Below are 19,115 nucleotides of genomic sequence, written 5' to 3'. Positions count from 1 at the left end.
GGCAATCGCGCTGTCGGCGCCGGGCACTAGCGTGGCGGCATGCACGCCATCGTCCCGCCGTATCTGCTCGCCCGTCTCGCGGCCGCTCCGGCCGAACGATTCCCGCACGCCGTCGCCGCGGCCCGCGCCACCCTCGCGGTGCCCCGGGCGTACGCCCCGCTGCGCGCCCACATCGACCTGTCCGTCGACGGCGACTCCCTCGTGGTGTCGGCTGCTCCCGACCCCGACCGACTGATCTCCGACGCGCAGAATCGCGAGGTGCTGCCGGGAACACCAGTGCGCGCCGAAGGCGCGGATCCCTCCGGCGACACCGCGGTCGACGAGGCGTACGACGGCCTCGGGGCGACTTTCGCGTTCCTGTGGGACGCGTTCGAGCGGGTGGGTCTCACCGGCACGAGCGGGTCTCTCGCCGCGACGGTCCACTACGGCACGGCGTACGACAACGCGTTCTGGGACGGCGAGCGCATGGTGTTCGGCGACGGCGACGGCGAGGTGTTCGCCGGCTTCACCCGCTCTCTCAGCGTCATCGCGCACGAGCTCGGCCACGGCGTCATCGAGTCCGCAGGAGGCCTCGACTACTCGGGACAGTCCGGCGCCCTCAACGAGTCGATCGCCGACGTGTTCGGCGCGCTCACCGACCAGCACCACCAGGGTCAGAAAGCGGATGCCGCGACCTGGCTCGTCGGTGCGGAGATCTTCACCGCCGCGGTCACCGGATCGGCGCTACGCTCACTCGCCGCCCCCGGCACCGCCTACGACGACGACGTGCTCGGCAAGGACCCGCAGCCGGCGCACATGCGGGATTTCGTCGAGACTTCGGGCGACAACGGCGGCGTGCACATCAACTCCGGCATCCCGAACAAGGCCTTCCACCTCGTCGCGACCGCCCTCGACGGCTATGCGTGGGAGCGTGCGGGACGCATCTGGTACCTCACGCTCGTCTCGGGCGCCCTGTCCCCCTCCGCCACCTTCGCGCAGTTCGCCGCCACCACTGCCGACACGGCGGTGCGGGAGTACGGTGAAGACTCTGAGGAGGCCGACGCCGTCCGCACCGCGTGGGCGAGCGTCGGAGTCGTGGAGGATGCCGCAGCCCGTTGACCCGCTGACGATCACCGTCGTCCGCACCGGCGGATTCGCCGGGCTCCGCCGCGCCTGGCGCGTCGAGGTCGCCGAACCCGAGGTCGACATGTGGACGCCGCTGCTCGACGCGTGCCCGTGGGAGGAACCCGCGGCATCCGCTGCCGGAGCCGACCGGTTCTCGTGGGAAGTCGCCGCCGTGCACGGTCCGAATGGGCGTCACGCGAGGCTGGGCGACGGTGATGCCGCGGGTCCGTGGCGAGAGCTCATCGACCGGGTGCAGGCCGATGGAGCAGCCGTGGCACCGGACGATCTCAGCGAGAGCGGATGCGGGTGAGCAGCGACTCTTTCCTCTTCGGGTTCAGGTGCTTTTGCAGGTAGATGGTGCCGAGCGACCGCCCGAACTTGTACCCCACCTTGCCCATGCGCCCGACCTCGACGAACCCGAGCTTCTCGTGGAGGGCGAGGGATGCCTCGGCGCCCTTGTCGCTGACGACGGCGACCATCTCGCGGATGCCCTTCTCCTCGCACGCGGCGATGAGACCCTCCAGCAGCGCACGGCCGAGCCCCTTGCCCGTGGCGGCCTGCCCGAGATAGATCGAGTTCTCGACGGTGTACCGGAAGCCGCTCTTCCCCGCCCACGGCGAGACGAGGCCGTAGCCGAGGACCTCGCCCCGGGGTGAGACCGCGACGAGGAAGGGCAGGCCGAGCTTCGCGAGGTAGTCGAACTTCTCGACCCACTGCTTGTGGGTCCATCGCTTCTCGTCGAAGGTCACGACCGAGTTCGCCACGTAGTGGTTGTAGATCTCGCGCACGTCGGCCATATCGGTCCGGGCCGCCGGGCGCAGCTCGAACGAGAACTCCGGCTCGGGCTCGGGTCGACGGCGAAGGTGACGGGGAAGGCGGCGACGATCGCGCTCGTACTCGTCCTCCAGCATGCCGCCAGCATACGGCTCAGTCGGGCAGTCGCCAGTCGACGGGATCCGCTCCCTGCGCCTCGAGGAGAGCGTTCACCCGGGAGAAGGGACGCGACCCGAAGAAGCCGCGCCGGGCGGAGAGCGGCGAGGGGTGCGCCGACTCGACCCGGGGGGTGTCGCCGAGCATCGGCGCGAGGCCCGCGGCATCCCTTCCCCACAGCACAGCGACGAGGGGCTCCGACCGAGCGACGAGCGTCGCGATGGCGTGCTCGGTGACGCGCTCCCATCCCCAACCGCGGTGCGACGCCGCCTCGCCGGGCGCAACCGTCAGCACGCGGTTGAGGAGCATGACCCCCTGCTCGGTCCATGCCGACAGGTCGCCGTGGGCCGCGGGCGGAATGCCGAGGTCGGTGGACAGCTCCGCGTAGATGTTCCCGAGGCTCCGAGGCAGCGGTCGTACGTACCGGTCGACGGCGAATGAGAGCCCGATCGGGTGGCCGGGCGTCGGATACGGGTCCTGGCCGACGATGAGCACGCGCACGCCCGACAGCGGCGTGCGGAAGGCGCGGAGGACGTGGTCACCCGCGGGGAGGTAACCGCGCTCGTCGGCCCGCAGCCGATCGCCGAGGGAGGCGATGTCAACGGCGACGGGGGCGAGGGCCTCCGCCCACTCCGGATGGATCAGACCGTCCTCGGCGAGCGCGTCGAGCGAGCGTCCGCTCATGCCCCGGCGGGCAGGCCCGCGTCCTCCTGGACCACGGTCCCCCGGAAGGACCAGGGGAAGTCGATCCACCGGTCGGTCTCGCGCCACGAGTAATCCGGCAGCGCGATGGAGCCGGGCTTCGTGTAGATGCACACCGAGCGGACGTCGGCACCGGCATCCCGCAACAGCTGCACGGCGAGTGCGAGGGTGCGTCCGCTGTCAGCGACGTCGTCCACGAGGAGCACGCGCTTGCCGGGCAGCGCGCTCACGTCGAGGTCGGGAGGAAGGATCTCGGGAGCGTCGAGGACAGTCCCGATCCCGGTGTAGAACTCGACGTTCAGCGCACCGCAGCTCTTCACCCCGAGGCCATAGGCGATGGCGCCTGCCGGCAGCAGTCCGCCGCGGGCGATCGCGACGACGATGTCGGGGGCGAACTCGTCCGCCACGACGGCTCGCGCCAGCTCACGGGTCGCCCCGCCGAAATCGTCCCAGCTCAGCGTTTCGCGTTCGGCGGCCACCGGCATCCCCTCGTCCATGGATTCTCAGAATACGGCGTGCGAGGCGAACGACCGACGCAGCGCTAGGCTCGCGCTCGTGACCGGGATTCCGCCCTCCTCCGCCGTGCATCCGTCAACCGTGCGCTCCTCGGCGCTGGGGATCACGGCGGGCCTCATCGGATGGTTCATCGTCGTCGAGATCGTCAGCGGCATCCTGCAGGGGTTCTACGTGCCCCTGTTCAGCGACATCGTCATCGAACTCGGCATCCGCGACGCGGACGTCAACTGGTTCGAGGCCGGTCAGCTGCTGCTGAGCGCGCTGGTGGTGCCGATCCTCGCCAAGCTCGGCGACATGTTCGGCCACAAGCGGATCCTGCTGCTCGCCGCGATCCTCACCGCCCTCGCGTCCTGGGGGCTGGTCTTCGCCGACTCGTTCTGGACGTTCCTGCTGTTCTGGTCGCTGCAGGGGTTCTACGTCGTCTGGCTGCCGCTCGAAGTGGCACTCATCTTCGAGCGCGGGCGGAAGCAGAACCGCGGCGTCTCGCTCACTCGACGCGCGGCAGGCCTGCTCGTCGTCGGGCTCGAGGCCGGAGCCATCGTCGGCGCGCTCGCGGCCGGACGGATCTACGCTGCCACGGGCGACCTCGGCCTCACCCTCATGGTTCCCGCCATCGCCGTGTCCCTCGTCTCCGTCGTCATCTGGCTCTTCGTCCCCGAGTCCACGCCGAGCGGCGAGCGCCGGCTCGACACGTGGGGCGTCGTCCTCCTCGCCTGGGGGCTGCTGCTGGTCACGGGCGCTCTCGCGTGGATGCGGCTCATCGGCGAGCTCGCCCTCGGCGCAGGAACGTGGGCCGGGGTCGCGGCGCTGTTCGTGCTCGGCATCGGAGTCCTCGTCTGGTTCGTCTTCCACGAGCTGCGCCACCGGCATCCCGTCGTCGACATGCGCGTGCTCGCCCGGCCGGACATGTGGCCGGTTCAGGCCACCGCGTTCCTCATCGGGATCAGCCTCCTGGGAGCGCAGGGACCGCTCTCGACCTACGCAGGGACCGATTCGTCCCTCGGCTACGGACTCGGTCTCGACGCGACCGAGCGCTCGTATGTCATCGGCCTCTACCTCGTGTCGCTCATCGTGGGCGCAGTCCTGTTCGCCGTGACCTCGCGGCGCATCAGTCCGCGCCTGGCGCTCATCAGTGCGGCGGTGCTCGTAGGCCTCGGGTACGCGCTGTTCCTGCCGTTCCATCTCGAGCTTTGGCAGGTGCTGCTGAACCTGTCGATCGCGGGGATCGGATGCGGCGCCCTCGTCGGGGCCCTGCCCGCTGCCGCCGCGGCGGCGGCACCGTTCGGCAAGACGGGCGAGGCCTCGGGCCTGACGAACACGACCAAGACGATCGGTGGGGCCTTCTCGTCCGCGGTCTTCGGCGTCGTCCTCGCCGCCGGTGCGGGGACGGTTGCCGCCCAGACGGCGAGTTCGCTCGGCGGCTACCTCACGGTGTGGGCGATCTGCGCGGCTGGAGGTTTCCTCGCCGCGATCCTCCTGATGCTCGTCCCGAAGGTCGCATTCGCCGATACCCCGCCTGCCGGCTGAGCGGCCTCAGCCCTCGACGGTGCGCGGGCGAAGTGGGCCGCGGGCCAGGAGGTGCTGCGCCGACTGGGCGACGGGTCGCATCGTGATGAGGTCGAGGTTGACGTGGCCGGGAGCGTTGAGCGCGTAGGCGATGACGTCGGCGACGTCGGCTGCCGTCAGGGGCTCTTCGACGCCGTCATAGACCTGCTCCGCCGCGGCCCGGTCGCCACCGAGGCGATTGAGGGAGAACTCGTCGGTCTGCACCATGCCGGGGGCGACCTCGACGACACGGATCGGCTCACCGTTCAGCTCCAGCCGAAGGGCGTGCACCAGCATCGCCTCCCCCGCTTTGGCCGCGTTGTAGCCGGCCCCACCGGCATAGGCGGTCTGTGCGGCGGTCGACGTGACGTAGACGGTGTCGGCGTGCCCGTCGATCTCGGCCGCCCGTCGCAGCTGCGGCAGAAGAGCAGAGGTCAGCAGCTGCGCCGACAGCACGTTCGCCTCGAACATCCACCGCCAGTCGGCGGGGTCGCCGTCCTCGACGCGCTGGGTACCGCGGGCACCGCCGGCGACGTGCACGAGCGCGTGCACCGTGCCGGTGTCCTCGAGGTGCGCGGCGAGAGCCTCGACATCGGCCTCGTTCGTGAGGTCGGCCGCATAGGAACGCGACCCGATCTCGGCATCCAGGGCCTCCAGCCGGGCGGCCCGCCGGGCGACACCGACGACGTCCCAGCCCTTCGCCCGGAGCGCGCGGACGACCGCCTCGCCGATCCCCGAACTCGCCCCGGTCACCACTGCACGTCGATTAGCCATGCCGTCAACGCTAGCCACTCGCGGCCCCACGCCGGGCCACGTCACGTTACGTCGCGTGTCCGTTCCGTTGTCCTCGCGGGGCGGTGCTCGTAACGTCGGTGTCGGGCCTGCGGCATCCGTCGCCTGAGGCCACGACCCGACCACTCACGCAGGGAGCCTGTCATGTCCGCACCCGAGAACTGGCGCTTCGAGACGAAGCAGATCCACACCGGCGCCGCCCCGGACCCGGTGACCAAGGCCCGCGCCACGCCGATCTACCAGACCACGTCGTACGTGTTCGACAACGCCGACCACGCCGCGAACCTCTTCGCCCTGGCCGAATTCGGCAACATCTACACGCGCATCCAGAACCCGACGCAGGATGTCCTCGAGCAGCGCCTCGCGGGCCTCGAGGGCGGCACGGGTGCGCTCGTCCTCTCGAGTGGCCAGGCCGCGTCGACCTTCGCAGTCCTCAACATCGCGCAGGCCGGCGACCACATCGTCTCGTCGAGCTCGATCTACGGCGGCACGTACAACCTCTTCAAGTACACGCTCGCCAAGCTCGGCATCGAGACGACGTTCGTTGAGAACCAGGACGACGCCGAGGAATGGCGCCGCGCCGTCCGCCCCAACACGAAGCTCTTCTTCGCCGAGACGATCGGCAACCCGCAGATCAACGTGCTCGACATCCGCACCGTCGCCGACGCAGCCCACGCCGCCGGCGTGCCCCTCATCGTCGACAACACGATCGCGACGCCGTACCTCATCCGTCCCTTCGAGCACGGCGCCGACATCGTCGTGCACTCGGTGACGAAGTTCCTCGGCGGCCACGGCACCACCATCGGCGGCGTCATCATCGACGGCGGCACGTTCGCGTGGTCCGAGCACTCCGACCGCTTCCCCGGCCTCACCACCCCCGACGAGTCGTACCACGGCGCGGTCTACACGGATGCCGTGGGTGACGGCCTCGCGTACATCATCAAGGCGCGCGTCCAGCTGCTCCGCGACCTCGGGTCGGCCATCTCGCCGCAGAGCGCGTGGAACCTCATCCAGGGTGTCGAGACACTGTCGCTGCGCATCGAGCGCCACGTGCAGAACGCGCAGGAGATCGCCGAGTGGCTCGAGAACCACTCCGACGTCGCCTCGGTGAACTATTCGGGCCTGCCGACCTCCCCCTGGTACGCCGCGGCCAACCGGTACGCGCCGAAGGGCGTCGGTGCAGTGCTGTCGTTCGAGCTGAAGGGCGGCGTCTCGGCCGGACGCGAGTTCGTCAACTCGCTGAGCCTGTTCAGCCACCTGGCGAACATCGGTGACGTCCGCTCGCTCGTCATCCATCCGGCATCCACGACCCACTCGCAGCTGACCCCCGAGCAGCAGCTCACCTCGGGTGTCACGCCGGGTCTCGTCCGCCTCTCGGTGGGCCTCGAGAACATCGAGGACCTCAAGGCCGACCTCGAGCAGGCCCTCGCCGCCGCGCGCCGCCTCTCGGAGGCCGCCCGCGCCTGATTTCCCCTCCTCAGGAGACCGACACCCCGCCCGGCACTGCCGCGGCGGGGTGTCGTGCGTCCGGCACGTAACACTGCGCTGAGCCTCCACCGCGCCCGGGAGAATGGACGCATGGATTGGCAGACCTCGGAAGACACGGTGCCCTCGGCCCCTGTGACCGAGGCCGACGCCCGCCTGCTCCTCGGCCGCCCGCCGGCGACCGGCGCGTGGCGCGACGGCGACCCGGTCGGCGAGCGCCGGTTCGCGCAGTTCGGCGCCTTCGCCACCGAGAGCGGGGCGAGTCTTCCCGGCATCCGTCTCGCCTACGAGACGTGGGGCGAGCTCTCCCCCACCCGCGACAACGCCGTGCTGATCCTCCACGCCCTCACCGGCGACAGCCACGTGCGCGGCGAGGCGGGCCCCGGTCACGCGACAGACGGCTGGTGGGGCGACATCGTCGGCCCCGGCGCCCCCATCGACACCGACCGCTGGTTCGTCGTCGCGCCGAACATCCTGGGGGGATGCCAGGGCTCGACCGGTCCCGCAAGCATCGCTCCGGACGGTTACGAGTGGGCGTCGCGCTTCCCGTTCCTGACGATCCGTGATCAGGTGGCCGCGCAGGTCATGCTGGCAGACGCTCTCGGAATCGATGTCTGGGCGGGAGTCGTCGGGGGCTCGATGGGCGGCATGCATGCGCTCGAGTGGGCGGTCGGCCATCCCGAGCGGGTCGAGCGCCTCGGGGTGCTGTGCTCACCCCCGACCACGACCGCCGACCAGGTCGCGCTCAACTCGGTGCAGATCGCCGCGATCCAGATGGACCCGCGCTTCGCCGGCGGCAACTACTACGACGCTCCTGACGGCGACGGGCCCCACCGGGGACTCGCGCTCGCTCGCCGGATGGCCCTTCTCAACTACCGGACGCCCACCGAACTCAACCAGCGCTTCCAGCGCTCCTGGCAGTCGGAGAAGAGCCCGTTCGGCGAGGGCGGCCGCTATGCCGTCGAGAGTTACCTCGACTTCCACGGCAATCGCTTCACGCGCCGGTTCGACGCGAACTCCTACCTCGCTCTCGTCGAGGCGATGAACTCGCACGACGTCGGCCGCGATCGCGGCGGTGTCGAGGACGCCCTCGCCCGCGTGACCGCGCGCACCCTGGTTCTCGGGGTCGACAGCGACCGGCTGTTCCCCGTGGAGGGGCAGCATCGCATCAGCCGCGGCATCCGCACCACCATCGACGACGAGACCGTCGTGCTGCGAAGCGATTTCGGACACGACGGGTTCCTCATCGAGACTGAGCCCGTCGGCCGCCACCTGCGTCGCCTGCTCGACAGCTGACCTCGGGTCAGTGCGGCGAGAGGTTCGGCGAGATCCGCGTGCCGAACGTGTGGTGGAGCGCCGAGCGCGCCGCATGCCAGCCGGCGAGGCCGTGCACACCGGGACCGGGGCTCGTCGACGCCGAGCACAGGTACACGCCCTCGAGCGGTGTCCGCCACGGCTCCGGCGAGACGACCGGCCGCTTGAGCAGCTGCCACAGGGCGGGGGCTCCCGCGGCGATGTCACCGCCCGGGTAGTTCGGGTTCTCCGCTTCGACCTCGACCGCGTTGCGGGAGTTGACCGCGACGATCAGCTCCCGAAATCCGGGGGCGAACCGCTCGATCTGCCGGATCACCGCTTCGGCACGGTCAGCCGTACTCCCCGACGGCACGTGCGTGTACGTCCAGAGGACGTGGCCGCCCGCGGGGGCGCGGGACGCGTCGAACCCCGACGGCTGCGCCACGAGCACGTATGGCGCGTCGGGCAGTCCGCCTCGCGAGATCAGATTCTCGGATGCCGCCATCTCGGCGCGCGTGCCGCCGACGTGGACCGTGCCCGCCGAACGGACCTCCTCGTTCGCCCACGGCACGGGACCCGAGAGCGCGAAGTCCACCTTCGCCACCGCACCGCCGTAGCGGAAACGTTCGAGAGCCCGACGATAGCGGTCGGGCACAGCGTCGCCCGCGATGCGGAGGAAGTCTCTCGGGACGACGTCGAGCAGCACGGCTTTCGCTGCGGGCAGCTCGTCGAGCGAGGTCACCTCGTGGTCGGTGACGATCTCGCCGCCGTGCTCGCGCAGGTCGTCCGCCATCGCGTCGACGATGCGCTGGCTGCCGCCGACCGGGATGGGCCAGCCTCGTGCATGCCCGTAGGTCGACAGCGCGAGCCCCGCGCCCGCGGCAGCGAGGCTCGGCAGCGACAGGATCGTGTGGGCGGCGACACCCGTGAGGAGGGCCGGTGCCGCATCCTCGGCGAATCGGGCATTCCACAGCCCGCTCCCCTGCTCGAGCGCACGCAGTCCGAACCACACGGCGGTCGACGGATGCCGGGGCACCCGCAGCAGCGGGTGGCCGGTGAAATCGGCGACGGCCGACGCCCGGTCGACGAGCGGCCGCATCAGGCGCGCGTACGCGTCGCCGTCGCGGCCGAGGGTGTCGGCCGTCCGGTCGAGATCGCGGTAGGCGACGGCCGCCCGCCCCCCGTCGAGGGGCTGCGCGAAAGAGGCCTCGGGAACCGCGAACTCGACGCGCTTTCCTAGTCCGAACTCCCGAAAGAAGCGGCTCTCGAACGCGAGCGGATGAACGGCCGAACAGACGTCGTGCAGGTACCCCGGCAGCGTCATCTCCGCGGTGCGGGCTCCTCCGCCGATCGTCGCGCCCTTCTCGTACACGCGGACAGCGAGACCCGCACGTGCGAGGGTGACGGCGGCGGCGAGCCCGTTCGGTCCCGCTCCGACGACGATCGCGTCGAGATCGCTCACTCGGAGACGCCCTCGTCGTGGGCCGACGTCTCATCGGTCGGCCGCGAGGCGCGCCCCTCGGCGAGGTAGGCGAGTCGGTGCAGGGTCTCGGCGTTCCGGAGCTGGAGCGCGACGTCGAGGAGCACGGGGGGCACGAGACTCCCCGGGCCGGCGACGGCCTCCTCCTGGATGCGGACGACCGCGCCGTCGCGGTGGGGCCGCACCTGGATGTCCACCTGCGCCTCACCCATCGGCCAGCCCTTCGCCCGGAACACGATGTGGCGCGGCGGTTCGTACACGAGGACTTCGGTCTCGTCGTTGATCAGCACCGGCCAGACGCCGAAGGAGTGATGCAAATGCGAACCGACGTGCGGCCACGTCTCGGCGACCTCCCGCATCCGCGCGGCGCCGACGACCCACGACGGGAAGAGCCATCCGTCGGAGAGGACGGCGAAGACGTCGTCAGGGGCGCAGGCGAACACGCGCGAGTTGCGGGACATGACTCGACGCTACCGACTCGGATGGAGCGAGACGGACGGGGTTGCGCGGGCGTCGCAGGCGTGTCAGACGCGCGCCGGCACGCGTGTCTGCGTGCGCCGCTCGATCCCGATGCTGAGGGCGGCGATCCCGAGCCCACCGAGCGCGAGAGCGAGACCGACCCAGACGGGTGCGGTGAACCCGAGCCCCGCCGCGATGACCGCACCGCCGAGAGCGGCGCCGAGGGCGTTGCCAGTGTTCAGCGCGGAGTGGTTGAGGGCTGCGGCGATCGACTGGTTGTCACCCGCGACATCCATCAACCTGGTCTGGATCGTCGGGCTCACGGCCGACGACGCGAACGCGACGGCGAACACGAAGACGATGACTGTGACGATCCACCCCGAGGTCAGCGCGAGCAGCAACTGCGTCACGACGAGCAGGATCAGCAGCCCGAACATCGCCCGGATCAGGTTGACGTCGGCGAGGTGGCCGCCGACGAGGTTGCCCGCCGTCATCCCGAGGCCGAGGATCACGAGGACGATCGGCACCAGCCATGCAGGCGCACCCGCAGCTTCCGTGACAAGCGGCGACACGTACGTGTAGACGGCGAAGAAGCCGCCGAAACCGATCGCACCGATCCCGAGCGCGAACCACACCTGGCCGATGCGGAACACGGCGAGCTCCGCACGGAGGGTGCGCGACGGCTCGCCCGGCCGGTGCGGCACCGTCAGCGCGATCGCGACGGTCGCGGCGGCGAAGATGACGACGACGAGCACGAACGCCCAACGCCACCCGAGGTTCTGGCCGAGGAAGGTCCCGAGAGGCACGCCGACCACGTTCGCGACCGTGAGACCGGTGAGGACGAAGGCGACGCCCTTCGCCCGATTCCCCGGGCCCATCACGTCGGCCGCGACGAGAGCGCCGATGCCGAAGTACGCCCCGTGCGGAAGCCCGGCGAGCAGTCGCGACGCCGCGACGAGCTCGAACGTCGGAAGGACGAGGGTCAGCGCGTTGAAGAGGGTCAGCGCACCCGCGAGCAGGATCATGACGCGGTGACGCGGGTACTTCGCAACGGATGCCGCGATGGTCGGGGCGCCGATCACCACACCCAGCGCGTAGAGCGTGATCAGCCAGCCCGCCTGGGCGATGGCGTCTTCCTGAGAGGTCGCCCACGCCGACGGGAGGAGTTCGCGCGCGATCTCGGGGAGGAGACCCATGACGACGAACTCCGTCATGCCGATGCCGAAGCTGCCGATGGCGAGCGCGAGGAGCGCGCGGCGGGGACGGTCGGGAGCGGAAGTCACTCCGGGATCGTAGTCCCGCTTCCGCCCTCGCGACGAATCGATTCGAGAGCCGACTCGAGGCGCTCGATCTTGCCGTCGATCTCACCGGTGTACCCGGGTCGGATGTCGGCCTTCAGGACGAGCGAGACGCGAGAGCCGAACGGCTGCACGGCGTCGACCGCGCCCTTGACGACGGCCATCACCTCGTCCCACTCCCCCTCGATCTCGGTGAACATGCTGGTCGTCCGGTGCGGAAGGCCCGACGCGCGGACGACGGCGACGGCCGCCGCGACGGCGTCGTGGACGGAACCGTCCGAGTTGCCGTTGCCGGACGGAGCGACGGAGAAGGCGACGAGCATGAGGACCTCCGGGTCAGGGGGTGGAGCGGACGAGTGCGGGGGCGGGAGCGGGCAGCCGCACGAGGCGGACCGCCATCCAGACGAGCAGCACGATGAGCGCGACGTTGCGCAGGGTGAGGACGGCGACGGGGACGAGCGTGGGCGACACGATGCCGTTGTAGAGCACCGGATAGACGAGCTGCGTGAGCGCGGCGGACACCAGGACGAGGATGCCGGGGCCCACCCACCGGCGACGGTCGACGACCAGCCCGAGCACGACGACGGCGAACAGCCACGCCTGGAACTGCGGGGAGCCGACCTTGTTGACGACGATCAGGACGGTCGTGAACGTGAGCCCCAGGGTCGGGAAGAGCCGCAGGAACGAGACTCCCCGTCGAGCCTGCACCACCCCCAGAGCGACGACGGCCCCGACGGCCAGGACGAGCAGCGGGGTCATGAGCGCCGCGACGACGTCGGTGTGCGCGCCCATCACCTGGAACGTGAGGATGCCCTGGTCGTAGTACACGGACGATCCCTCGACACCGAAGAGCGCGCCCCAGAGGTACACGGCGCTGACGGGGGCTTCCACCTGCAGGCCGCGTCCGGTTTGCCCGCTGACGAACCCGAGCGCGTGGTCGGCGCCGCCGAGGGCGACGACGACACCGAAGATCAGGGCACTCACGAGCGCCGCGGCAGCGACGACGACGCTTCGCCGCCGCACGGCGACGAGGGCGGCCGCCAGGAGCGCGGCCGGCCAGATCTTGATCCAGGTCGCGGCGGCCAGCAGCACGGACGCCAGCCAGGGCCGGCGCAGCAGCCACAGGCATCCGAGGATCGCCAACGGCACCGAGATCCCGTCGATGCGGTACATCCCGACCGGGCCGAGGCACAGGATCGCTGCGAGCCAGAACACCGCTGCGGTGACGCGACCCCGCGAGCGGCCTCGACCGACGAGCACGGCGAAGGCCACCGCGTCGACGATGACCACGAGGATCGCCCATCCGACCGTGTAGTCGCCCACGAGAGCGCCCGGCACGTGCGCGAGCAACATGGGGACGAGGGCGAGATGTGGGTAGACCCAGTCGTGCGTGACGCCGACGATTCCCCCGCCGGAGAAGACGGCGCGCGACCAGGGCTCGTAGACCAACCAGACGTCGCCGGTCGGCTGATTCGGCAGGAGGAATCCCATCGATCCGACGAAGAGGTGGACGAAAACGAACGCAGCCCACAGCAGCACGCGATTCGTCACGCGTCCCAGCCTAGGACGCGACGCCGTGCGATCGATCCCGACGGCGGTCACTCCGCCAGGACCGCCGCGACGGCCTGCGGCAGGTGCTGGGCGACGTCGAGCGCCACGATCGGGCCGCCGCCGTGCGCGGCGACGGCGAGTGCGGCCGCGTGGCCGTGCAGCCAGACAGCGGATGCCGCGGCCCGCTGCAGTGCGCCGAGCTCCCCGGGCGACGCACCTCGTCCGATGACCCCCGCGATCACGGCTCCGACGGTGCCGGCGAGGACGTCGCCGGTTCCCGCTGTCGCGAGCCACGAGGTTGGCGCCGTGACCTCGATCGGGTCCACGCCGGGAGCGGCGACGACGGTGGTCGCGCCTTTCCGGACGACCACAGCTCCGAGGGCCGTCGCCGTCTCGGCGGGGTCGTCTGACTCCGGGTCGAGGCCGAGCATCCGTCGCAGCCGCGCGTGCTCGCGCCCGTGCGGCGTCGCCACGACCGGTGCCGAGGCGTGTGCGGCGAGGTCGAGGGCGCCCGCGTCGACGACGACCGGCTCGTCGCCGGAGAGGATGCCGCGGAGTGCGGCGAGCTCGAGGGCCGAGCGGTGCGCGGCATCCGTCCCCGACCCGATCACCCAGGCCTGCACGCGACCGTCCGCGGTCACGGTCTCGGGCCGGCGGGCGAGCACGAAGTCCGCCGCGCGCGACGGGCCCAGGTATCGGACCATGCCGACGCCGGTGCGCCACGCCGCTTCGACTCCGAGGACCGCTGCGCCGGGGAACGCCGCCGAACCGGTCCGCATCCCGACGACCCCCCGGGAATACTTGTCGTCGTCCGCCGTTGGCTCGGTGATGACTGCGGCCGTGTCCGCACTGTTCCACTCCCGCGCCGCCATGGCGCCCACCCTATGCGACGGAGTCCGCTCATGACCCTCCTGTTCACGCCCCTCGAACTCACCGGCGCGACCGCCCGCAACCGCCTCTGGGTGTCGCCGATGTGCCAGTACACCTCGGTCGACGGCATGCCGAACGACTGGCACCACGTGCACCTCGCGCAGTTCGCGACGGGCGGTGCCGGAATGGTCATCACCGAGGCCGCGGCCGTGACCGCGGAGGGACGCATCACGGCGCACGACGCGGGCCTGTGGAACGACGAGCAGCGGGATGCGTGGGCCCCGATCGTCGCGGTGATCCACGCTCGCGGCGCCCTGGCCGGCGTGCAGCTCGCCCACGCGGGGCGCAAGGCCTCGACGCACCGACCCTTCGACGACGCGCGCGGCAGCGTCTCGCGCGCCGACGGCGGCTGGACGACAGTGGCCCCCTCCGCGATCGCCTACGAGGGCTTCGCGGAGCCGGTCGCGCTCGATGCCGACGGTATAGACGCGCTCGTGGCGGCGTTCGGGGAGGCCGCGCGCCGAGCGGACGAGGCGGGGTTCGACCTGCTCGAGATCCACGCCGCGCACGGCTACCTCCTCCACCAGTTCCTCTCGCCGCTGTCGAACACCCGCACCGACGAGTACGGCGGCTCGCTCGAGAACCGCGCCCGGGTGCTGCTGCGCGTCGTGGAGGCGGTGCGGGATGCCGCGCCGAACCGCACGATCGCCGTGCGGTTCTCGGCGACCGACTGGGCCGAGGGCGGCTGGGGCGTGGAAGAGACCGCCACCGTCGCCGGGTGGGTCGGTGAGCACGGCGCGAGCGTCATCGACGTGTCGACGGGCGGGCTCGTCGCCCACCAGCAGATCACGACCGGTCCGGGCTACCAGGTGCCGTTCGCGGCGACCATCCGCGAGCGCACCGGGCTGCTCGTCACCGCCGTCGGCGAGATCCTCGACGGCCCGCAGGCCGAAGCCGTCTTGCGCGACGGATTGGCCGATGCGGTCATGATCGGGCGCGGGTGGCTCCGCGACCCGCACTTCGCGCTCCATGCCGCGGACGAGCTCGGCGACGCGGAGGCCGCGACGCTGTGGCCGCCGCAGTACCTCCGCGCCCGCCGGCGCTGAGCCTCGTCAGAGGCGGCGGGTCGCGTCGTGCACTTCGCCGACGAGCTCCTCGATGATGTCCTCGAGGAACAGCACAGCCGTCGTCTCGCCCGCCGAGTCGCGCACCTGGGCGAGGTGCCGGCTCGAGCGGCGCATGAGCGCCAAGGCGTCCTCGAGGTCGGTGGCCTCGCTGATCGGGATCATGTGGTGGATGCGCTTCGGCTTGATCGGACGCTCGACCGACACCTCGGCATCCGGTCCCTCCGTCGCACGGAGCACGTCCTTCAGGTGGACGTAGCCGAGCGGCATGCCCTCGTCGTCGACGATCACGTAGCGCGAGAAGCCGTGGCGGGCGACGGCTCGTTCGATCTCGTCGGGCGTCGTGTTCTCGGGGAGGGTGACGAGTTCCGAGAGCGGAACCGCGACATCCTTCGCCTTCTTGTCCGTGAACTCGACGGCGGCAGCGACCGCACCCGACGCATCGTCGAGCACGCCCTCGATCCGCGACTGATTCACGATCGTGGCGACCTCGTCCAGCGTGAAGGTCGAGGCGGCCTCGTCCTTCGGCTCGACGCGGAAGAGACGCACGACGTGGTTCGCGATCCAGTTGAGCGCCACGATGATCGGGTGGAAGACCCGCGACACGAACACGAGCGGCGGCGCCAGCAGCAGCACGGCGCGATCGGGAAGTGAGAAGGCGAGGTTCTTCGGCACCATCTCGCCGAACACGACGTGCAGGTACGAGACCAGCAGCAGCGCGATGACGAAGGCGATGACGTCCACCACGGCGTACGGGATGCCGACGGCCTCGAGAGGCACCGCCAGCAGGTGGTGGATGGCCGGCTCCGACACGTTCAGGATCAGCAGCGAGCAGATCGTGATGCCGAGCTGACAGGTCGCCAGCATGAGCGTGGCGTGCTCCATCGCCCACAGGGCGGTCTTGGCGGAGCGCGAGCCCTTCTCAGCGAGGGGCTCTATCTGCGAGCGTCGCGCGGAGATGACGGCGAACTCCGCGCCGACGAAGAAGGCGTTCGCCACGAGGAGGACGACGAGCCACGCGATTCCTGCCCAATCGTTCATCGGCGCTCACCGCCTTCCGTCTCGGCGCCGACCGGCACGGGAGCGGGCACGAACTTGACGCGGTCGACGCGGCGACCGTCCATCCGCTGCACGGAGATGGTGCCGTCCTCGAGGGTGATCTCGTCGCCGACCGCGGGGATGCGCTCGAGCGTGGCCATGATGAAGCCGCCGACGGTGTCGTAGACATCGCCTTCGGGTACGCGGATGCCGGTGCGGTCGAGCACCTCGTCGGGGCGGAGGTCACCGGGGAAGATGATCGACCCCTTGCCTCGGACGACGCCCGCGCGGTTGCGGTCGTGCTCGTCGAGCACTTCGCCGACGATCTCCTCGACGAGGTCTTCGAGGGTCACGACGCCCGCGGTCCCGCCGTACTCGTCGACGACGATAGCCATCTGATAGCCCCGGGATCGAAGCTCGGACATCAGGCCGTCGAGGTGGACCGCTTCGGGCACGCGCAGCGGCTCTTCGGCGATCGCCGCGGCGGGCACATCGGCTCGGCGCTCGCGCGGCACGGAGACGGCCTGCTTGAGGTGCACGATGCCGGTGATGTCGTCCATCGACTCGCCGAAGACGGGGAACCGGCTGTGGCCGGTGCGACGGGCGAGCTGCACGACGTCTTCGACGCTGTCGTCGGCGGCGACCGCGTGGATGCTCGGACGGGGGGTCATGACGTCGGCGGTCGTGAGACGCGAGAAGGTGAGAGTGCGGTCGAGCAGCGACGCGGTGTCCTTCTCGAGGACGCCCGCGCTGGCGGAGCGACGCACGAGGCTCGAGAGCTCTTCAGCGGTGCGCGCGCCGGAGAGCTCCTCCTTGGGCTCGACGCCCATACCGCGGAGCACCGCGTTCGCACTGCCGTTGAGCAGCTGGATCGCGGGACGGAAGACGGTCGTGAAGACCGTCTGGAACCCCATGACGAGCTTTGCGGTCTGCCGAGGCACCGCGAGCGCGAAGTTCTTCGGCACGAGCTCGCCGATGATCATCGAGAAGATCGTGGCGGTGGCCATCGCGACGATGGTCGAGATGGGGCGGGATGCCGCTTCCGGCACGCCCCACGATTCGAACACCGGGTCGAGCAGGTTCGAGAGCGCCGGCTCCATCGTGTAACCGGTGAGGAGGGTCGTCAGCGTGATGCCGAGCTGAGCGCTCGACAGGTGCGTCGACGTGATGCGCAGGGCATTGATCGTCAGCGACAGCCGGGTCTCGCCGGCGGCGCGGCGCGCTTCGAGATCTGCGCGGTCGAGGTTGACGAGGGCGAACTCACTCGCGACGAAGAGACCGGTTCCCACGGTCAGCAGGAGCCCCACGCCCAACATGACGTAATCCATCACACGTCACCCCCGATCAGCGGGGAAAAGGGTCGGTGGGGCGAAGGTCTACTGGGAGGGTCGTCCATTGTGTGCTCGATTCTACGGCACCGCACGTCCTCCCGCGCGTGGGTTCACCAGCTGACCGGCAACGCCTTGCCCTCTTCGTAGCCGGCGGCGGACTGGAATCCGACGGTCGCCCGCTCGTGGAAATCGGCGACGGTCGCCGCCCCCGCGTAAGTGAAGGAGGAGCGGACGCCGGAGGTGATCATGTCCAGCAGGTCTTCGACGCTCGGCCGGAGCGGATCGAGGTAGATCCGCGACGACGAGATGCCCTCGGCGAACAGTTCCTTGCGAGCGCGCTCGAACGGGTCGAGGCGGCCGAACCGGCCCTGCACGGCCTTCGTCGAGGCCATCCCCCACGATTCCTTGAACACGCGACCCTCGGCGTCGACCCGAAGGTCACCGGGCGCTTCGATCGTGCCGGCGAACCACGAGCCGATCATGACGGATGCCGCGCCCGCCGCCAGTGCCAGCGCGACGTCGCGGGGGTAACGGACGCCGCCGTCCGCCCACACGTGCGCGCCGGTGGCCGCCGCGGCTTCCGCCGTCTCGAGGACGGCGGAGAACTGCGGTCGGCCGACGGCCGTCATCATGCGCGTCGTGCACATGGCGCCCGGCCCCACCCCGACCTTGAGGATGGTCGCGCCCGCGGCGACGAGATCCTCGACACCCTCGGCGGTGACGACGTTGCCGGCGACGATCGGCAGGCCGAGCTTCTCGGCCGAGACGGCGCGGAGCGCTCGGATCATGCTCTCCTGGTGGCCGTGCGCCGTGTCGACGACGAGCGCATCGACGCCGGCGGCGGCGAGAGCGCGTGCCTTCGCCGCGACGTCGCCGTTGATCCCGACCGCCGCGGCGACGATGAGGCGTCCGTCGGCGTCGACGGCGGGGCGGTACAGCGACGAGCGCAGCGCGGTCCGCTGCGACAGCGTGCCGACGAGGTAGCCGTGGTGCAGGACCGTGACGATGTCGGCATCCGCCGCGATGAGCAGGTCGAACGCCGCCCGCGCACTGTCGACGTCGTCCGCATCGATGGATGCGGCCCGCCCCCGCACGAGGTCGCCCAGGCGGGCGTCGGGCAGAGCCGTCCCGAGTCGCGCAGCCGGCACGATGCCGAGGATGTCGTCCACGTGGACGCGGCCGGTCGTCGACGCGACGACGATGCCGTGTCCGCTCGCCGGCGGCAGGAGCGACGCGGCATCCGAGACCAGCGCGTCCGGCGACAGGACGAGCGGCGTGTCCCAGCGCACCGGCTGATCCTTCACCCACCGGATGCCGGCATCCACGTCCTGGAGCGCCATGTCCTGCGGCAGGACCGCGAGGCCGCCGCGACGGGCGAGCGTCGCCGCCAGACGGGGGCCCGTGACCGAGTTCATGTTCGAGGCGACGATCGGAATCGTCGCGTTCGTGCCGTCTCCCGGCGAGAGGTCCACGTCCAGGCGGCTCGTCACGTCCGAGCGTCGCGGGACGAGGAAGACGTCAGAGTAGGTCAGGTCGCCTGCGGGCCGCTCACCGGAGAAGTGCATACCTCCACGCTATGCGACGGCGGACCCCCGCG

General features: G+C 70.7%; 19 protein-coding genes. 6 read left to right on the top strand and 13 right to left on the bottom strand.

Features of this window, described 5'->3' with window-relative positions:
- Nucleotides 1-39: 39 nt before the first annotated feature.
- A complete protein-coding gene (locus MO1_RS08010; RefSeq protein ID WP_060915739.1) occupies nucleotides 40-1,098 on the top strand; it encodes a M4 family metallopeptidase in 1,059 nt (352 codons plus the stop codon).
- Complete coding sequence (locus MO1_RS08005; RefSeq protein WP_060915738.1) at nucleotides 1,082-1,414, top strand: protealysin inhibitor emfourin; 333 nt, start codon at nucleotides 1,082-1,084, stop codon at nucleotides 1,412-1,414. Before MO1_RS08010 ends, MO1_RS08005 begins: the two co-directional genes overlap by 17 nt.
- On the opposite strand, the gene MO1_RS08000 is transcribed toward MO1_RS08005, so the two are convergent.
- Genes MO1_RS08000 through MO1_RS07990 form a run of 3 tightly spaced genes read right to left on the bottom strand, consistent with a single transcriptional unit; the run spans nucleotide 1,392 to nucleotide 3,221 of the window.
- Entirely contained in the window at nucleotides 1,392-2,015 is a 624-nt protein-coding gene (locus MO1_RS08000; protein ID WP_036312619.1) for a GNAT family N-acetyltransferase, read from the bottom strand. The two genes, MO1_RS08005 and MO1_RS08000, sit on opposite strands and share 23 nt — an antisense overlap.
- 16 nt (nucleotides 2,016-2,031) lie before the next feature.
- Nucleotides 2,032-2,718, bottom strand: coding sequence for a uracil-DNA glycosylase (locus MO1_RS07995; RefSeq protein WP_036312620.1), 687 nt, complete (start codon nucleotides 2,716-2,718; stop codon nucleotides 2,032-2,034).
- A complete protein-coding gene (locus MO1_RS07990) occupies nucleotides 2,715-3,221 on the bottom strand; it encodes a phosphoribosyltransferase (RefSeq protein WP_174520571.1) in 507 nt (168 codons plus the stop codon). The genes MO1_RS07995 and MO1_RS07990 overlap by 4 nt, the downstream gene beginning before the upstream one ends.
- 112 nt (nucleotides 3,222-3,333) lie before the next feature.
- Between MO1_RS07990 and MO1_RS07985 the strand changes: the two genes are divergently transcribed.
- Nucleotides 3,334-4,779, top strand: coding sequence for an MFS transporter (locus MO1_RS07985; RefSeq protein WP_060915737.1), 1,446 nt, complete (start codon nucleotides 3,334-3,336; stop codon nucleotides 4,777-4,779).
- A gap of 6 nt (nucleotides 4,780-4,785) precedes the next feature.
- On the opposite strand, the gene MO1_RS07980 is transcribed toward MO1_RS07985, so the two are convergent.
- Nucleotides 4,786-5,571 (bottom strand): SDR family oxidoreductase, encoded by a 786-nt coding sequence (locus MO1_RS07980; protein WP_174520567.1) that lies wholly within the window; start codon nucleotides 5,569-5,571, stop codon nucleotides 4,786-4,788.
- Nucleotides 5,572-5,733: 162 nt separating this feature from the next.
- Here MO1_RS07980 and MO1_RS07975 point away from each other — a divergent pair, with 162 nt between their 5' ends.
- Together MO1_RS07975 and metX are read left to right on the top strand one after the other, a co-directional pair.
- Complete coding sequence (locus tag MO1_RS07975) at nucleotides 5,734-7,056, top strand: bifunctional o-acetylhomoserine/o-acetylserine sulfhydrylase (protein WP_036312625.1); 1,323 nt, start codon at nucleotides 5,734-5,736, stop codon at nucleotides 7,054-7,056.
- 111 nt (nucleotides 7,057-7,167) lie between these two features.
- Nucleotides 7,168-8,370, top strand: a complete 1,203-nt coding sequence (gene metX / locus MO1_RS07970) for a homoserine O-acetyltransferase MetX (protein WP_060915735.1) — start codon at nucleotides 7,168-7,170, stop codon at nucleotides 8,368-8,370.
- A gap of 7 nt (nucleotides 8,371-8,377) precedes the next feature.
- Here metX and MO1_RS07965 read toward each other — a convergent pair whose 3' ends face one another.
- The 6 genes from MO1_RS07965 to MO1_RS07940 all read right to left on the bottom strand — a co-directional run bounded on the left by MO1_RS07965 (nucleotide 8,378) and on the right by MO1_RS07940 (nucleotide 14,036).
- On the bottom strand, nucleotides 8,378-9,829 hold the full coding sequence (locus tag MO1_RS07965) for a phytoene desaturase family protein (RefSeq protein ID WP_060915734.1): 1,452 nt from the start codon (nucleotides 9,827-9,829) through the stop codon (nucleotides 8,378-8,380).
- Nucleotides 9,826-10,308 carry an SRPBCC family protein gene (locus tag MO1_RS07960; RefSeq protein WP_060915733.1) on the bottom strand — a complete coding sequence of 161 codons (483 nt, stop codon included), beginning with the start codon at nucleotides 10,306-10,308 and terminating at the stop codon, nucleotides 9,826-9,828. Before MO1_RS07960 ends, MO1_RS07965 begins: the two co-directional genes overlap by 4 nt.
- A gap of 63 nt (nucleotides 10,309-10,371) precedes the next feature.
- The gene (locus MO1_RS07955) at nucleotides 10,372-11,589 is read right to left on the bottom strand and encodes an MFS transporter (RefSeq protein ID WP_036312632.1); all 1,218 of its coding nucleotides are present in this window, start codon (nucleotides 11,587-11,589) and stop codon (nucleotides 10,372-10,374) included.
- Nucleotides 11,586-11,927 (bottom strand): thiamine-binding protein, encoded by a 342-nt coding sequence (locus tag MO1_RS07950; protein ID WP_060915732.1) that lies wholly within the window; start codon nucleotides 11,925-11,927, stop codon nucleotides 11,586-11,588. Before MO1_RS07950 ends, MO1_RS07955 begins: the two co-directional genes overlap by 4 nt.
- Before the next feature lie 13 nt (nucleotides 11,928-11,940).
- Complete coding sequence (locus MO1_RS07945; protein WP_060915731.1) at nucleotides 11,941-13,155, bottom strand: glycosyltransferase 87 family protein; 1,215 nt, start codon at nucleotides 13,153-13,155, stop codon at nucleotides 11,941-11,943.
- A gap of 47 nt (nucleotides 13,156-13,202) precedes the next feature.
- Entirely contained in the window at nucleotides 13,203-14,036 is an 834-nt protein-coding gene (locus MO1_RS07940; protein ID WP_060915730.1) for an ADP-dependent NAD(P)H-hydrate dehydratase, read from the bottom strand.
- Nucleotides 14,037-14,057: 21 nt separating this feature from the next.
- Between MO1_RS07940 and MO1_RS07935 the strand changes: the two genes are divergently transcribed.
- Nucleotides 14,058-15,131, top strand: a complete 1,074-nt coding sequence (locus MO1_RS07935) for an NADH:flavin oxidoreductase/NADH oxidase (RefSeq protein WP_060915729.1) — start codon at nucleotides 14,058-14,060, stop codon at nucleotides 15,129-15,131.
- Between the two features lie 6 nt (nucleotides 15,132-15,137).
- Here the strand turns inward: MO1_RS07935 and MO1_RS07930 are convergent, their stop codons facing one another.
- The 3 genes from MO1_RS07930 to guaB1 form a co-directional block, all read right to left on the bottom strand.
- Nucleotides 15,138-16,190 carry a hemolysin family protein gene (locus MO1_RS07930; RefSeq protein WP_060915728.1) on the bottom strand — a complete coding sequence of 351 codons (1,053 nt, stop codon included), beginning with the start codon at nucleotides 16,188-16,190 and terminating at the stop codon, nucleotides 15,138-15,140.
- Nucleotides 16,187-17,515, bottom strand: a complete 1,329-nt coding sequence (locus MO1_RS07925) for a hemolysin family protein (protein ID WP_060915727.1) — start codon at nucleotides 17,513-17,515, stop codon at nucleotides 16,187-16,189. Before MO1_RS07925 ends, MO1_RS07930 begins: the two co-directional genes overlap by 4 nt.
- A 113-nt stretch (nucleotides 17,516-17,628) precedes the next feature.
- A complete protein-coding gene (gene guaB1, locus MO1_RS07920) occupies nucleotides 17,629-19,083 on the bottom strand; it encodes a GMP reductase (RefSeq protein WP_036312645.1) in 1,455 nt (484 codons plus the stop codon).
- Between the last annotated feature and the right edge of the window lie 32 nt (nucleotides 19,084-19,115).

The sequence above is a fragment of the Microbacterium oleivorans NBRC 103075 genome (assembly GCF_001552475.1).
Classification (GTDB): domain Bacteria; phylum Actinomycetota; class Actinomycetes; order Actinomycetales; family Microbacteriaceae; genus Microbacterium; species Microbacterium oleivorans.
The sequence above is the reverse complement of the archived record's forward strand: the minus strand, read 5'-3'. Positions and strand labels throughout refer to the sequence as shown.

What these genes read in the sequence shown, in the direction of transcription:
- MO1_RS08010 (WP_060915739.1), top strand. Translation starts at nt 40, where the DNA reads ATGCACGCCATCGTCCCGCCGTATCTGCTCGCCCGTCTCGCGGCCGCT.
- MO1_RS08005 (WP_060915738.1), top strand. Translation starts at nt 1,082, where the DNA reads ATGCCGCAGCCCGTTGACCCGCTGACGATCACCGTCGTCCGCACCGGC.
- MO1_RS08000 (WP_036312619.1), bottom strand. Translation starts at nt 2,015, where the DNA reads ATGCTGGAGGACGAGTACGAGCGCGATCGTCGCCGCCTTCCCCGTCAC.
- MO1_RS07995 (WP_036312620.1), bottom strand. Translation starts at nt 2,718, where the DNA reads ATGAGCGGACGCTCGCTCGACGCGCTCGCCGAGGACGGTCTGATCCAT.
- MO1_RS07990 (WP_174520571.1), bottom strand. Translation starts at nt 3,221, where the DNA reads ATGCCGGTGGCCGCCGAACGCGAAACGCTGAGCTGGGACGATTTCGGC.
- MO1_RS07980 (WP_174520567.1), bottom strand. Translation starts at nt 5,571, where the DNA reads ATGGCTAATCGACGTGCAGTGGTGACCGGGGCGAGTTCGGGGATCGGC.
- MO1_RS07975 (WP_036312625.1), top strand. Translation starts at nt 5,734, where the DNA reads ATGTCCGCACCCGAGAACTGGCGCTTCGAGACGAAGCAGATCCACACC.
- metX (WP_060915735.1), top strand. Translation starts at nt 7,168, where the DNA reads ATGGATTGGCAGACCTCGGAAGACACGGTGCCCTCGGCCCCTGTGACC.
- MO1_RS07960 (WP_060915733.1), bottom strand. Translation starts at nt 10,308, where the DNA reads ATGTCCCGCAACTCGCGCGTGTTCGCCTGCGCCCCTGACGACGTCTTC.
- MO1_RS07950 (WP_060915732.1), bottom strand. Translation starts at nt 11,927, where the DNA reads ATGCTCGTCGCCTTCTCCGTCGCTCCGTCCGGCAACGGCAACTCGGAC.
- MO1_RS07935 (WP_060915729.1), top strand. Translation starts at nt 14,058, where the DNA reads ATGACCCTCCTGTTCACGCCCCTCGAACTCACCGGCGCGACCGCCCGC.
- MO1_RS07930 (WP_060915728.1), bottom strand. Translation starts at nt 16,190, where the DNA reads ATGAACGATTGGGCAGGAATCGCGTGGCTCGTCGTCCTCCTCGTGGCG.
- MO1_RS07925 (WP_060915727.1), bottom strand. Translation starts at nt 17,515, where the DNA reads ATGGATTACGTCATGTTGGGCGTGGGGCTCCTGCTGACCGTGGGAACC.
- guaB1 (WP_036312645.1), bottom strand. Translation starts at nt 19,083, where the DNA reads ATGCACTTCTCCGGTGAGCGGCCCGCAGGCGACCTGACCTACTCTGAC.